The organism is Deinococcus koreensis (genome assembly GCF_002901445.1).
In the GTDB taxonomy this organism is placed as follows: Bacteria; Deinococcota; Deinococci; order Deinococcales; family Deinococcaceae; genus Deinococcus; species Deinococcus koreensis.
Genome location: NZ_PPPD01000001.1, coordinates 1,870,395 through 1,882,817 on the forward strand (window position 1 = coordinate 1,870,395; position 12,423 = coordinate 1,882,817).

Here is a 12,423-nt window from a genome sequence, read left to right on the forward strand (position 1 = left end):
CCTTCTGAGAACTTATCTAGATTCGCTTAGAAGTCCATCCCGCCCATGTCGCCGCCGCCCATGCCGTTGCCGCCGCCCTGGCCGCCCTGCTGGGGCTTCTCGGGCTTGTCGGAAACGATGGCTTCGGTAGTCAGGATCAGCGCGCCGATGCTCGCGGCGTTCTGCAGGGCGGTGCGGGTCACCTTGGCGGGGTCGACGATGCCGGCGGCGATCATGTCGTCTACGTACTCGCTGGTGGCGGCGTTGAAGCCGTAGCGGGGCTTGTCGGAGTTGATGACGGCGTTCACGATGACGCTGCCCTCCTCACCGGCATTCACGGCGATCTGGCGGGCGGGCTCTTCCAGGGCGCGGATCAGGATGCGCGCGCCGGTCGCTTCGTCGCCGGTCAGGGACTCGGCGGCCTTGCGGACAGCCGGGATGATGCGCAGCAGGGTGGTGCCCCCGCCGGCCACGATGCCCTCTTCCACGGCGGAGCGCGCGGTGCTCAGGGCGTCCTCGTAGCGGTGCTTCTTTTCCTTCAGTTCGGTCTCGGTGGCGGCGCCCACGCGGATCACGGCCACACCGCCGGACAGCTTGGCCAGACGCTCCTGGAGCTTTTCCTTGGCGTAGTCGGAGTCGGTGGTGTCCAGTTCGCCCTTGATGGCGTTGACGCGGGCGTCGATCTCGCTCTGCTCACCCTTGCCGTCCACGATGGTGGTCTCGTCCTTGGTGATGCGGATGCGCGCGGCGCGGCCCAGCATGTCCAGGGTGGTGTTCTCGAGCTTGTGGCCCAGATCCTCGGACACGACCTGACCACCGGTGACGGCGGCGATGTCGCGCAGCATTTCCTTGCGGCGGTCGCCGAAGCCGGGGGCCTTGACGGCAGCGATGTTCAGCGTGCCGCGCAACTTGTTCACGACCAGGGTCGCCAGGGCTTCGCCCTCGACGTCCTCGGCGATGATCAGCAGCGGGCGGCCGGTCTGCGCGGCTTTTTCCAGCACGGGCAGCAGATCCTTGAGGTTGCTGATCTTCTTCTCGTTGATCAGGATGTAGGCGTCTTCCAGCACCGCTTCCATCTTCTCGGGGTTGGTCACGAAGTAGGGGTTGATGAAGCCCTTGTCGAACTGCATCCCCTCGACGACGTCCACTTCGGTGTCGAAGCCCTTGCTCTCTTCGATGGTGATGACGCCTTCCTTGCCCACCTTGTCCATCGCGGAGGCGATTTCCTCGCCGACCTGCTCGTCGTTGGCGGAGATGCCGGCGACCTTCTTGATGGCGTCGGAGTCCTCGACCGGCACGGCCAGCTTCTTGATCTCCTCGATGGCGACCAGCACGGCCTTGTCGATGCCGCGCTTGAGGGCCAGCGGGTTGGCGCCGGCGGCGACGTTGCGCAGGCCTTCTTTCACGATGGCCTGGCCCAGCACGGTGGCGGTGGTGGTGCCGTCGCCCGTGATGTCGTTGGTCTTGGAGGCGACTTCCTTCAGCAGCTGGGCGCCGATGTTCTCCAGCTTGTCTTCCAGCTCGACTTCCTTGGCGACGGTGACGCCGTCCTTGGTGATCGTGGGGCTGCCGAACTTCTTCTCGATGACCACGTTGCGGCCACGCGGCCCGAGGGTCACTTTGACAGCGTTGGCGACGGCGTTGACGCCACGTTCGAGGGCGCGGCGGGCCTGTTCATCAAATACGAGTTGCTTGGCCATGGTGGGGCTCCTTTAAAGAGGGCTGTGGGCTCTGAGCTGTGGGCTCGGAGGGGCCACGGGCCTGAAGTGAGGGTTGACGGTGCGTGCGGGCGGAGAAGGAGGGCGTGCCTGGGCGTGAGCGGTGGTGCTCATAGCTCAGAGCCCACAGCTCACCGCCCCTTACTCGACGATCGCCAGGATGTCGCGTTCGGCCAGGATGGAGTAGTTCTTGCCTTCCAGCGTCACTTCGGTGCCGCCGTACTTGGCGAAGTACACGGTGTCGCCCACGCTGACTTCCAGCGCCACCTTGCTGCCGCTGTCCAGGGTCTTGCCACTGCCGACGGCGATGACCTTACCGCGCTGGCTCTTTTCCTTGGCGGAGTCGGGGACGTACAGGCCGCCGGCGGTCTTCTGCTCGGCTTCTTCGATAATTTCCACGAGAACACGGTCGCCCAAAGGTTTCAGCATGTGGGTTCCTCCTGAGGTGAGATATGGGATGTGGGGCATAGACTCGCCGGACAACCCGGCGGTTTTTGCCGTTCCGCACGCAAGAATAGGCCCCCCTCCGGAAAAATGTCAAGCGCTGGAGTCTGGGAATCTGAGCGTGGGGCGCTCAAGGTGCGCTGGCACGCGCATTCCACGTTCATGCATCCTGTGTCATAGTTCAGACATATATACACGGTGAGTATGTGGGTGTCTGTCCATCCCACGTGATGCCCCAGGAGGAACCCTATGGCTGCCCGACCCGACATCCTGAGCCGCAACGCCTTCGAGGACGCCTTCAGCGACCTGGGAGCCGCGCCCCTGACGCTGGCGGTGCTCGATCTCGACCACTTCAAGGCCCTCAACGACACGCTGGGGCACAGCGAGGGCGACCGCGTGCTGCGCGGTGTGGAACGCCTGCTCTCGGGCAGCCTCCCTACCGGCAGCGTGATCGGGCGCATCGGCGGCGACGAGTACGCGGCCATCCTGCCCGAGACGGCCGCCGAGACCGCCCTGATCCTGTTCGACGAGGTCATCAAGCACTTTCATATCCACCGCGACCCGCACTGGCCCAAGAGCCTGGGCCTCAGCGTGGGGCTGGCGGCCCGGCCTGCCCACGCCAGCGTCTACGCCGAGCTGTACCGCGCCGCCGAGGAAGCCCTGCTGCGGGCCAAGCGCGAGGGGCGGGCGCGGGCGTGCATCTACGTGGAGAGCAAGATGGTCTTGAAGAGCAACTACTACTCCAAGAGCCAGCTCGACCGTCTGGCGAAGCTCTCGGGCGCCCTGGGCCGCACCGAGGCCAGTCTGCTGCGTGAGGCCGTGGACGACCTGATCGAGAAGAACCGGGGGGAACTGTGAAAGACCAGTGGAACCATCTCTTTCACGGTGAGTTTGCCGACCGGCGCAAGCTTCTGAGTGGTCTCACACTGGAGCAGGTCACCGCGAAACCGTCTGTGCAGGCCCATTCCATCTACGACGAGCTGTGGCACGCGGCGCTGTGGCAGGACATCATGGTCAGGCGCGACGAGGAACTGTACGAGCGGACGTGGCAGGCGGGGCAGCGTTACCCGGAGCGTCCGCCTGGCGATCTGGCCGAGTGGGAGACGCTGGTCGAAGCCTTCCACTCGGGTCAGGCGCGGGCACTCGCGTGGGCCGAATCGCCGGAACTGCACCGGGAGGTCAACCCCGGTGAGTCGATGGCCGACATCCTGCGCGCCCTGGCGGTGCATACCGCCTACCACCTGGGCAAAATCGTGGCGTTACGACAGGTGCTGGGCGCGTGGCCGGTGTGAGCGCCGCCCGGATGCCCGCTGAGCTCTCCGCCGGCTGGGTCGCTGCCCTCTCGGAAGCCTGGGACGCCTACCTGCACGGCTCCTACGCCATCGGCGCCGTGGTGGTGGATGCTCAGGGGCACGTGATCGCGCGGGGCCGCAACCGGCTGGGCGAGCCGCGCGGCGCGGAGGGCGGGGTCATCTCCGGCCACGACCTCGCGCACGCGGAGATCAACGCCCTGCTGAACCTGTCGGCTACGCCCCGCCCGGACAGTTACGGCTGGACGGTGCTGACCACGGTGCAGCCCTGCCCACAGTGCGCCGGCGCGATTGCCATGAGCGGCGTCCGCGGGGTCGAGTACGCGGCCCCCGACCCCTGGGCCGGGTGTACGCGCCTGCTGACGGACGACGAATATGTGATGAAAAAGCAGATCCGGGTGGGGCGCGCGCCGGAAACCGTGCAGGTGGTGGCGCTGCGGCTGGCGCTGGTGGGCTTCATGGATGAGGGCCACGACGCGCTGGGGCCATTCCTCCAGACCTTCCATGAGCATGAGGCCGACGTGCAGTACGCATCCAGACTGACCCAGGGCGATACCCTCGCCGCCCTGCGTGACCGCCGCGCCCCGCTGTCCGACGCCCTGGCGGTGCTGGGCGGTTCGGCGTGAATGCAGCGGGAGGTCGTTTCCACCGGCTGGCTTTCAGGCACCGCCCTCTGGACATTCAGACCGGGTGGCAGGCCGGATGGTCAACCGTCACCTTGCGTCAGAGACAGGCAGCGCGAACACACCCAGTCGCTGTCCTGCGCCTGCCGAGACAGGAGGTGACGTCGGCGGACGCGACGGCTGTAGTCCACACTGTTCCACGCGACGTAAAACAGGGTAGTGCAGGCCAGCGCGGCGGCAGCCACGACCGTCGATCGCGCCACGGCATACAGCGCGGCGCCAAGGCCAGAGATCAACGCCAGCGCCGTCAGGCGGATCAGGAGAACTGCCCCATACGACCACAGGCTGTTCGCGCGCTGTTCCGAGGTGTCGAAGACAGACGGCGGCCCCCAGCGCCGTTCTGGTGTCTGGCGCAAGGTGCTCCACCTCAACATCGGGTAGCGGCACCTGGGACACTCCTGCCACGCAGTTCGCAGGGCGCCGGTTCGGCTCATTGCCTCACTGTACGCCGGTTGCTGCTGGGTGGTACGGCATGACCTCGGCCCAGACATCGGCCCAGTGGATCGACCTTTCCCCCTCGCCTGACCGCATCGGCCGGGCCTGCGCGTGGATCGAGCAAGGTGGCCTCGTGCTGATGACCGGCCTGGAGTGGGGCGGGTGGACACTGCCGGGCGGCGGGATCCACCCCGGCGAGACGCCCGCGCAGGCGGCCATCCGTGAGGCCTGGGAGGAATGCGGGGCACGCTGCGAGGTCGCGGGCGAGCCGGTGATCCTCCACAACGACTCGGCCTGTTATCCGCTGCGCCTGCTCGCGCTGGAGCCCTCGCCGGAAGGTCGCCCCGTCGCCTGGGTCAATCCGCGCTCGCTGCCGTGGGCCGACGACGTCCAGCTGAGGCAACTGCTCTCGGCGCGGGGGGAGACGCCCGCCCACCTGGCGCGGCCGCCGCTGGTCGAGCGGGCCCTCGCAGAGGCCGCGCGCCTGGGCTTCGGCCACTCCTGCTCGCTGGAGACGGGGCGGCTGCTGAGAACGCTGGCGGCCTCGAAACCCGGTGGGCGCCTGCTGGAGCTGGGCAGCGGCGTGGGGGTGGGCGCGGCGTGGCTGCTGGCCGGCATGGACGCCTCCTCCCGCCTGCTGACCGTGGAGCACGATCCCCTGCGCGCCGAGGTCGTCTGGGAGGGGCTCAGGGACGACCCACGCGCCGAGGTGCTGCACGGCGACTGGAGGGGCGGTCTGGAGCGCGGCGGGTTCGACCTGATCTTCGCGGACTGTGCTCCGTCCAGACGAGAGGTGATCCATCTGGATTCGCTGGTCGCGGCCCTGAATCCCGGCGGCCTGCTGGTATTCGACAACTTCAGCCCACCCGCGTCTCTGCCCGAACCGCTGTACCAGGGGGACGCCGAGCGGGACGCCCTCTTCGCCTACCCGGAGCTGAGCTGCGTGGAGCTAAGCGTCAGCTTCAGGGAGCGGGTCATCGTGGCGACGAGAACCAGGGGCTAGCATGGACGCCGTCCAGCAGCGCCAGACTGTCCTCCCACAGGGCGCGGGCCCGCGCCTCGTCGCGCGCCAGGGCCGAGGCGTGGCCGGAGCGCGGGCCCGCCCCCCGGCCTCCCTGGACGTAGTACCCGCCGCCCTGAGCCTCAGGCATGTCCAGCAGCGCGGCGAGGTGACGCCCGGAGCGCTCTACAGTGCTCGCGGAACCCGGAGCCAGCCGCGCCAGCAGGGGCAGCGCCCGGTGCCACAGCAGCCGCTGGAGGGGAGCGTACTCGCGGGCCAGGCCGCTGCCGGGCATCAGGCCCGGGTCGAAGGCGCTCACGCGGAGGCGCCGGCCAGCCGCCGTCAGGTCGCGGGCCAGATGGAACGCCGTCTGCGTGTTCGCCAGCTTGGACGCCGCGTAGCGCCGCCGGGCGTCCTCGACCTCCGAGCCGGCCGGCTGGGGAAAGCGCGTGGGGTCGGCCAGTTCGTGGGCCTTCAGGTCATAGGGCGGCGGGAAGGGCAGCAGGTGCCGGGCCTGGCCGTCGTGGGTGCCGCTGCCGACCAGCACGATCTGCCCCGGTTCCCGCAGGGGGCCCGCCAGCAGTCCCCGCAGCAGCTGGACATGGCCCAGGTGGTTGACCCCGAAGGTGCCCTCGAAGCCCTGCGCGGTGCGCTCACGGGCGCTGACGTGCTGGACGCCGGCATTGGCGATCAGCGCGTGGAGGGGCGGCCAGGGCACGTCGGAAGCCCAGAGCTGCGCCAGCAGCGTGTCCACCGACCGCAGCTCGGCCAGATCCAGGGGCAGCGCCCAGACCTGCGCGCCCGGCGCGGCCGCCCGGATCCGCCCCGCCGCCGCCTCGCCGGCTGCGGGCGACCGCGCGGTGAGCAGCACGGCCCAGCCCCGGCGGGCGAGTTCATGCGCGGCGGCGGCCCCCAGGCCCGTGTTGCCGCCGGTGACCAGGACGCTGCGGGCCGGACGCGTCATTCGAGACCGTCCTGGCGTTCATAGTGCCGGAATCCGTTCTCCAGCCCCACGATCAGGTCATTGACGACCAGATAGGGAACCGTGAACAGCGCCGTGTCGCGCAGCGCCTCGTAGAAAAAAGAGAACTGCAGCAGGTCGCTGGCCTCCAGCACGGCGAAATCCGAGCAGCGTGCCGTGAACGCCTCGGCGTCGTACAGGCGCGCACGAACGCCGGGGGCCCAGCGGCTCAGCAGCGGCCGCAACGTCGCCTGTTCGACCTGCCGACGCTCCTCGCGGCTCAGGCTCAGCCAGGCGGGGGTAACGGTGTACAGCAGGAGCACGGTCAGCGCGGGGGCAGGCTCGACGGGTGGAGGGGGCGGGGGACTGGACATGGGTCTCCTCCTCGCAAGATATACGCTGTATACCTTGATGATGTACACCGTATATCATCGGACGCACGGAATCAAGAGTTACCCTGGGAGACGATGCCGCAGCCGCCCAAGATCAGCGCCGAGACGGTGATCCAGCACGCCCTGACGCTGCTGGAGCGCTCGGGCGAGGCGGCCCTGAGCCTGCGGGCGCTGGCGGCCGGCCTGGGGGTCACCCCCAACGCCCTGTACTGGCACTACGCCGACCGGGAAGCGCTCCTGGGCGCGCTCGCCGCCCACGGCGCCGACGAGCTGCGGCGCGCGCTGAGGGCAGCGTTTCCAGAGGGCGCCCAGGAACTGGCCGACCTGACCCCGCTGGCCCACCGCTACCTGCACTTCGCCCGCAGCCGCCCCCACCTGTACGCCCTGCTGACCGCCCCGCAGCGTGACCCGGCAGTCAGCGCCGGCCTGTGGGCCGACGTGACCACGATGCTCGCTCCCTTCGTCGGGGCCGACCGCGCCCCCGAGGTCGGGGTGGCGCTGTGGGCCTACCTGCACGGCGCGGCCGGGCTGGAGGGCATGGGCGCCTTCCACCAGGGCAAGCCGCAGACGGGTCTGGAGGCCGGGCTGCGGGCCTTGCTGGGCGGCTTTTCGGAGCCCCGACCATGACCTCCCTCCACCTCACCTTCCTGCGCCACGGGCGTTCGCGCGCCGACGACGAGAACGTCCACGAGGGCAGCTACGACTCGCCGCTGTCGGCCGAGGGGCGGGCGCAGGCGGCGGCGCTGGCCGCGTACTGGCAGGCCCATCCACCACAGTTCGACCGGGCGTACTGCTCCACGCTGCTGCGGGCGCACGAGACGGCCACCATCGTGACCGGCGCCATCGGCGTTCCCCTGACCCCCACCGACCTCCTCCGGGAATGGGACAACGGCCCGCTGGCGGGCATGAACCGCGAGGAAGCCGAGCGGCGCTATCCCATGCCCGCCTTCCGGCACGACCTCGACGCCTTCACCGCCGAGGGGGGCGAGAGTCAGGCGGCGATCCGGGCGCGGGCGCTGAGCGCGCTGGAGCTGATCTGGCAGGGCGGGGGAGAGCGCGTGCTGGTGGTGTCGCACGGGGGCTTCTCCAATTCCATGTTGCGCGAGCTGCTGCGGACGGATCGCGGCTGGTTCGAATTCGACGATACCTCGTTCACCACCCTGCGCCTGAGCCGCGCCACGCACACGGCGTTCGTGTCCGGCGTCAACCGCTCGCCGCACCTGCCCGGGGGCTGAGGCGCAGAGGCTGAGACCGGTCGCCCCGTGGCCGGCAGGTGGGCCCTGAATCGACCGGGCGGAGCGGGTCAGGGCCTTGGGGTATCAGCGCCAGCGGGCGTCATGAAGGCCGGACGACGCCGGTTCCGGTACAAGGGCCCGTGGCCCCGGCCTGGAGCCGCTCGATCAGGTGGTCGCCGGGCTGCGGTTTGGCGTACGCTGAGGCATGGGCACCCCGACTGGCCGGGCGTCGCGCCGCCACTGGGGCCACGCGCCCACGGGCGAGGCGCTGCATCTGTTCACCCTCACCCTGCCGGACGGCGTGCAGGCCACCCTGACCGACGTGGGCGCCACGCTGGTCAGCCTGCTGGTTCCGGATCGTCACGGCGCGCTGGGCGACGTGGTGCTGGGCCACGACCGGCCCGAGGCCTATCTCGACCGCGCCCGCTCGCCGTACTTCGGGGCCACCATCGGGCGCGTGGCCAACCGGATCGCGGGGGGCCGCTTCACGCTGGACGGCCGGGCCTATCAGGTGCCCACGAACGATGGCCCGAACGCCCTGCACGGCGGCCTGCACGGCTTCGACCGGCGGCTGTGGCATGGCGAGACCGGGCACGGCGAGACAGTGCACAGTGAGGCCGGCACCGATCCGCGCGGCCCCAGCGTGACCTTCTCGCGCCTGAGCCCCGACGGTGAGGAAGGTTTTCCGGGCAGCCTGCGGGTCGAGGTCACCTACACCCTGACCCCGGATCACGCCCTGCACGTCCAGTACCGCGCACAGACGGACGTTCCCACGGTGGTGAACCTGACCAACCACTCGTACTGGAACCTGACCGGCGACCCGGCCCACGGGGTGCTGGGCCATGAGTTGACCGTGCAGGCCGGGAGCTTCCTGCCCGTGCGCCCCGGCGGTCTGCCGACCGGCGAGGTGCGCCCGGTCAACGCCACTCCCTTCGACTTCCGTACCCCCCATACCCTGGGGCTGCGGATCCGCGACGAGCACGAGCAGTTGCGGGTGGTGGGCGGCTACGACCACACCCTCGTCCTGGCGGGCGGCGTGCCCGGTGGTGGCCCGCAGCTGCGCGAGGTCGCCACGCTCTACGATCCCTCTACCGGCAGGGCGCTGACCCTGAGCACCACGGAGCCGGGCCTGCAGCTCTACAGCGGCAACTTTCTGGACGGCAGCGTGACCGGCAAGTACGGGCAGACCTACGCCCGTCACGCCGCCGTCTGCCTGGAGACCCAGCATTTCCCGGATTCGCCCAACCAGCCGTCCTTCCCCTCTCTCCGCCTGGAGCCGGGGCAGGTTCTCCGCTCGCACACCGTCCACGCCTTCAGCGCCCGCCAGAGCGGCTGAGCGACCCGTCACCCGCTGGCCGGACGGCCTGGGGCGGCTCCCTGAGCGCCGCCGGCTCGCGGGGGATCGGTGGAGCCGTCGGCCATACCCTCGATCCTGCGCCCGTTCCACCGCCCCAGGGACTGGCGCCTCGTACACTTTCCCCATGCACCACGACCTCAGCTTCTCGGACGGCGACCTGACACTGAGCCCGCTGACCGAAGCGGACATCGGGCCGCTGATGGCGCTGGCCGGCGCCCACCGGGAGGAGTACGCCCGAATGGGCAGCTTTCCGTACCTGCGGGCTTACTACACGGGCGCGCTGGAGGCCCCGGATCAGATGGCCTTCGTGAAGCGCGTGGGCGGGGAGTACGCCGGGGCGACCCGCTACATGGAGATGCGGCCCGCTCACCGCCGCCTGGAGATTGGCGCGACCTGGCTGGCACCGGCGTTCATGCGCTCGGCCGTGAACCGCGCCGTCAAGCGGCTGCTGCTCGCCCACGCCTTCGAGGTTCAGGGGATGCTGCGCGTGGAAATCAAGACCGACATCCTCAACACCCGCTCCCAGCGCGCCATCGAGGGCCTGGGCGCGGTGCGTGAAGGGGTGATGCGCCAGCACATGCCCCGCCCCGACGGCACCCAGCGCGACACGGTGATGTACTCGGTGATCGCCGCCGAGTGGCCCGCCGTCAGGGCGCGGCTCAGTCCTGCTCCAGCAGCCCGTACGGGTTGATGGCCCCGCCAGCCGCGTAGATGCCGTAGTGCAGGTGCGGCGGCGTGCCGCGTGCGTTGCCGCTGTCGCCCACGTAGCCCACCACGTCGCCGGCCTCCACCCAGTCGCCCCGCCTGAGTGCGGGGTAGCGCTCCAGATGCGCGTAATAGTGCCGCTGCCCGCCCGGCCCCAGGATCATCACCGTGCGGCCCCCCAGCGTGTTCGGCCCGACGTTCAGCACGATGCCGCGCGTGGTGGCGCGGATGGGTGTGTTCCGCTTGGCGAAGATGTCCACGCCCTCGTGCCGGCGGCCCTGGCTGCGGGCGCCGCCCCAGGTGTCCACGAAGCGCGTGCCCGGCAGCGGATTGGGCAGGCTGCGCGCGGTGGGAGTGGGCGCCGCAAGCAGCGCGGCGTAGCGCTGGGCGTTCCTGATCATCGGCCACAGCAGGTACGCCGCGCCGGCCAGGAGTGCCAGCACGAGCAGTGCGCCGAGTCCCCGTCTCATGCCCCCAGGGTGGCGTAAACACCGGCCACGTGAATCGGTGAAAAGTTGCACACCGAAGAAAGGGTGAAGGCGGCGGGGACTCCAGAGCCCCAGCCGCCTTCACGCCCGCCGCCCTTATTTGATGTTGCTGGAGATCTCGCTGACGGCCTTCTTGAGCAGCTGGTCGTAGGGCTGCCCCGCCTTCTGCACGCCCTGCGCGGTGGCGGCGCCCCAGGGGCCCCACACGGCGCCCATCTCGGGAATGTTCGGCATCGGGGTGCCGGCGCTGATCGCCTTGCCGAAGCCCGACACCACCGCGTCGGCCTTCAGGCGGGCGCGTGCCGCGAGGCTGGTGGGAATCCGTCCGCCGGCCTGGTTGAACGCCACCTGGGCGTCGGCGGAGGTCATCTGGCGGGCCAGCTGCACGGCGGCCGCCTTGTTCTTGGAGTAGGCGTTGACCAGCAGGCCCTGCACGCCGACGAACGGGCTCCACTTGCTGCTCGCGCCGGGAGGGGTCGGGAAGGTCGTGATGCCGTACTCGATCCCGGCCTTCTTGATGTCGCCCATGTCCCAGGGGCCGGTGAGCAGCATCGCCAGGCGGCCGTCCACGAACGCGCTCTTGGCGGCGCCGCCGTCCACGCCCTCGGGCACCAGGTTGTACTTGTAGCGCAGGTCGTTCAGGAAGCCCAGCGCCCTGGCGGTGCCGGCGTTGTCCAGGCCGATGTCCTTGGTGTCCAGCGTGCCGGCGTTGTTCTTGAACACGTAGCCGCCGTAGGCGCTGACGAAGCCGTAGGAACGGTAGGGCTCGTCGAGCTGCGAGAGGAAGCCGAACTTGCCGTTGCCGGTGTTCGCCTGGGCGATCTTCAGGAACTGCTCCCAGGTGGTGGGCGCGCTGGGCACGAGCTTCTTGTTGTAGACCAGCGCCACGGACTCGGCGAACAGCGGCACGCCGAACAGTTTGCCGCGGTAGGTGAAGGCGTTCAGGGCCGTTTTGTCCAGGTCGGCCTTGGAGGTGATGTACCGGTCCATGGGCTCGATCACGCCGGCAGCCGCCATCTGGCCCAGGCGGTCGTGGGGCTGGGTGGCGATCAGATCCGGGCCCTGGCCCTTGGGCGCGCTCTGGATGAATTTCTCGGTGATCTGTCCGAAGGGCACGCTCACCACGACCACCTTGTTGCCGGTCGCCTTCTCGAAGGCGGCGGCCTGAGCCTTGACCCAGGCGATCTCGCCGGCCGGCTCGAAGTGCGTCCAGAGGGTCAGGGTGGCGGCGCTGGCCTGGCTGATCAGCAGGGCGGACAGGACGGTCACTGCTCTTTTCATGGGCTTCTCCTGATGCGGACTTCCGCAGGGTGGTGGGCGCAGGGGTCGGGGGGAGCGCGGGTTCCCGGCATGTCCGGGGGCGCTGAGGACTGACAGGGTGGCGCTGGCTATGGGTGCTGAAGTGGAGACACCGAAACACTGCCGTCTGGAACCGCGGAGGATGATGGCCGAATTCACAGAGTCCACCGGGCTCCCTGGAGGCCGCCCCTCACCGACCGGCACCGCATCGACTGGAATCCTGTGGCCTGCGCCGCTGGGGCTGGCCACGGTGGTCTGTTCACCAGCGCCTTAGCAGCCAGGAGCAGGCTGGCCGGGAGAGGGGTGGAGGGCCGAGTCCCTGGCCCCGCTCGGCTGCCGATCCGCGCCTACCCGCAGGGTTTCGGTCGGGAGCGTCATCCGGAGGGCAATCCACCGGCCACCAGAGACGTGCCGGAG

At 69.7% G+C, this 12,423-nt stretch carries 15 protein-coding genes; 8 read left to right on the top strand and 7 right to left on the bottom strand.

The window, feature by feature from the left end:
• Positions 1-26: 26 nt before the first annotated feature.
• Together groL and groES are read right to left on the bottom strand one after the other, a co-directional pair.
• A complete protein-coding gene (gene groL / locus CVO96_RS08905; protein ID WP_103311928.1) occupies positions 27-1,679 on the bottom strand; it encodes a chaperonin GroEL in 1,653 nt (550 codons plus the stop codon).
• 159 nt (positions 1,680-1,838) lie between these two features.
• Positions 1,839-2,126, bottom strand: a complete 288-nt coding sequence (groES, locus tag CVO96_RS08910) for a co-chaperone GroES (RefSeq protein WP_103311929.1) — start codon at positions 2,124-2,126, stop codon at positions 1,839-1,841.
• Between the two features lie 264 nt (positions 2,127-2,390).
• Here groES and CVO96_RS08915 point away from each other — a divergent pair, with 264 nt between their 5' ends.
• The 3 genes from CVO96_RS08915 to CVO96_RS08925 are packed head-to-tail and all read left to right on the top strand — an operon-like array spanning position 2,391 to position 4,077.
• Entirely contained in the window at positions 2,391-2,999 is a 609-nt protein-coding gene (locus CVO96_RS08915; RefSeq protein ID WP_103311930.1) for a GGDEF domain-containing protein, read from the top strand.
• Positions 2,996-3,433, top strand: a complete 438-nt coding sequence (locus tag CVO96_RS08920; protein WP_103311931.1) for a DinB family protein — start codon at positions 2,996-2,998, stop codon at positions 3,431-3,433. The genes CVO96_RS08915 and CVO96_RS08920 overlap by 4 nt, the downstream gene beginning before the upstream one ends.
• Positions 3,434-3,444: 11 nt before the next feature.
• Positions 3,445-4,077 carry a nucleoside deaminase gene (locus CVO96_RS08925; protein WP_103313385.1) on the top strand — a complete coding sequence of 211 codons (633 nt, stop codon included), beginning with the start codon at positions 3,445-3,447 and terminating at the stop codon, positions 4,075-4,077.
• An 80-nt stretch (positions 4,078-4,157) separates the two neighbouring features.
• Here the strand turns inward: CVO96_RS08925 and CVO96_RS08930 are convergent, their stop codons facing one another.
• Positions 4,158-4,490, bottom strand: coding sequence for a hypothetical protein (locus CVO96_RS08930; protein WP_133161769.1), 333 nt, complete (start codon positions 4,488-4,490; stop codon positions 4,158-4,160).
• Positions 4,491-4,606: 116 nt separating this feature from the next.
• On the opposite strand from CVO96_RS08930, the gene CVO96_RS08935 reads away from it, so the two are divergent.
• Complete coding sequence (locus CVO96_RS08935; RefSeq protein ID WP_103311933.1) at positions 4,607-5,572, top strand: NUDIX domain-containing protein; 966 nt, start codon at positions 4,607-4,609, stop codon at positions 5,570-5,572.
• On the opposite strand, the gene CVO96_RS08940 is transcribed toward CVO96_RS08935, so the two are convergent.
• Both CVO96_RS08940 and CVO96_RS08945 read right to left on the bottom strand, forming a co-directional pair.
• Positions 5,544-6,533: an SDR family NAD(P)-dependent oxidoreductase gene (locus CVO96_RS08940; RefSeq protein WP_103311934.1), complete on the bottom strand. Its 990-nt coding sequence runs from the start codon at positions 6,531-6,533 to the stop codon at positions 5,544-5,546. The genes CVO96_RS08935 and CVO96_RS08940 overlap by 29 nt on opposite strands.
• Entirely contained in the window at positions 6,530-6,904 is a 375-nt protein-coding gene (locus CVO96_RS08945; RefSeq protein ID WP_103311935.1) for a darcynin family protein, read from the bottom strand. The genes CVO96_RS08940 and CVO96_RS08945 overlap by 4 nt, the downstream gene beginning before the upstream one ends.
• 93 nt (positions 6,905-6,997) lie before the next feature.
• Here CVO96_RS08945 and CVO96_RS08950 point away from each other — a divergent pair, with 93 nt between their 5' ends.
• The 4 genes from CVO96_RS08950 (at position 6,998) to CVO96_RS08965 (ending at position 10,205) form a co-directional block, all read left to right on the top strand.
• Positions 6,998-7,549 (top strand): TetR/AcrR family transcriptional regulator, encoded by a 552-nt coding sequence (locus tag CVO96_RS08950; protein WP_103311936.1) that lies wholly within the window; start codon positions 6,998-7,000, stop codon positions 7,547-7,549.
• The gene (locus CVO96_RS08955; protein ID WP_103311937.1) at positions 7,546-8,157 is read left to right on the top strand and encodes a histidine phosphatase family protein; all 612 of its coding nucleotides are present in this window, start codon (positions 7,546-7,548) and stop codon (positions 8,155-8,157) included. Before CVO96_RS08950 ends, CVO96_RS08955 begins: the two co-directional genes overlap by 4 nt.
• Positions 8,158-8,362: 205 nt before the next feature.
• The gene (locus CVO96_RS08960) at positions 8,363-9,493 is read left to right on the top strand and encodes an aldose epimerase family protein (RefSeq protein ID WP_103311938.1); all 1,131 of its coding nucleotides are present in this window, start codon (positions 8,363-8,365) and stop codon (positions 9,491-9,493) included.
• Positions 9,494-9,638: 145 nt separating this feature from the next.
• Positions 9,639-10,205: a GNAT family N-acetyltransferase gene (locus CVO96_RS08965; RefSeq protein WP_103311939.1), complete on the top strand. Its 567-nt coding sequence runs from the start codon at positions 9,639-9,641 to the stop codon at positions 10,203-10,205.
• On the opposite strand, the gene CVO96_RS08970 is transcribed toward CVO96_RS08965, so the two are convergent.
• On the bottom strand, positions 10,174-10,689 hold the full coding sequence (locus CVO96_RS08970) for a M23 family metallopeptidase (RefSeq protein ID WP_103311940.1): 516 nt from the start codon (positions 10,687-10,689) through the stop codon (positions 10,174-10,176). The two genes, CVO96_RS08965 and CVO96_RS08970, sit on opposite strands and share 32 nt — an antisense overlap.
• Positions 10,690-10,803: 114 nt before the next feature.
• Entirely contained in the window at positions 10,804-11,988 is a 1,185-nt protein-coding gene (locus tag CVO96_RS08975) for a sugar ABC transporter substrate-binding protein (RefSeq protein ID WP_103311941.1), read from the bottom strand.
• Positions 11,989-12,423: the final 435 nt, after the last annotated feature.

Bases quoted from the DNA above. Each gene is read 5' to 3' on its own strand.
- groES (WP_103311929.1), bottom strand. From the start codon at position 2,126: ATGCTGAAACCTTTGGGCGACCGTGTTCTCGTGGAAATTATCGAAGAA.
- CVO96_RS08940 (WP_103311934.1), bottom strand. From the start codon at position 6,533: ATGACGCGTCCGGCCCGCAGCGTCCTGGTCACCGGCGGCAACACGGGC.
- CVO96_RS08965 (WP_103311939.1), top strand. From the start codon at position 9,639: ATGCACCACGACCTCAGCTTCTCGGACGGCGACCTGACACTGAGCCCG.
- groL (WP_103311928.1), bottom strand. From the start codon at position 1,679: ATGGCCAAGCAACTCGTATTTGATGAACAGGCCCGCCGCGCCCTCGAA.
- CVO96_RS08955 (WP_103311937.1), top strand. From the start codon at position 7,546: ATGACCTCCCTCCACCTCACCTTCCTGCGCCACGGGCGTTCGCGCGCC.
- CVO96_RS08915 (WP_103311930.1), top strand. From the start codon at position 2,391: ATGGCTGCCCGACCCGACATCCTGAGCCGCAACGCCTTCGAGGACGCC.
- CVO96_RS08950 (WP_103311936.1), top strand. From the start codon at position 6,998: ATGCCGCAGCCGCCCAAGATCAGCGCCGAGACGGTGATCCAGCACGCC.
- CVO96_RS08945 (WP_103311935.1), bottom strand. From the start codon at position 6,904: ATGTCCAGTCCCCCGCCCCCTCCACCCGTCGAGCCTGCCCCCGCGCTG.
- CVO96_RS08935 (WP_103311933.1), top strand. From the start codon at position 4,607: ATGACCTCGGCCCAGACATCGGCCCAGTGGATCGACCTTTCCCCCTCG.
- CVO96_RS08925 (WP_103313385.1), top strand. From the start codon at position 3,445: ATGCCCGCTGAGCTCTCCGCCGGCTGGGTCGCTGCCCTCTCGGAAGCC.
- CVO96_RS08960 (WP_103311938.1), top strand. From the start codon at position 8,363: ATGGGCACCCCGACTGGCCGGGCGTCGCGCCGCCACTGGGGCCACGCG.
- CVO96_RS08975 (WP_103311941.1), bottom strand. From the start codon at position 11,988: ATGAAAAGAGCAGTGACCGTCCTGTCCGCCCTGCTGATCAGCCAGGCC.
- CVO96_RS08970 (WP_103311940.1), bottom strand. From the start codon at position 10,689: ATGAGACGGGGACTCGGCGCACTGCTCGTGCTGGCACTCCTGGCCGGC.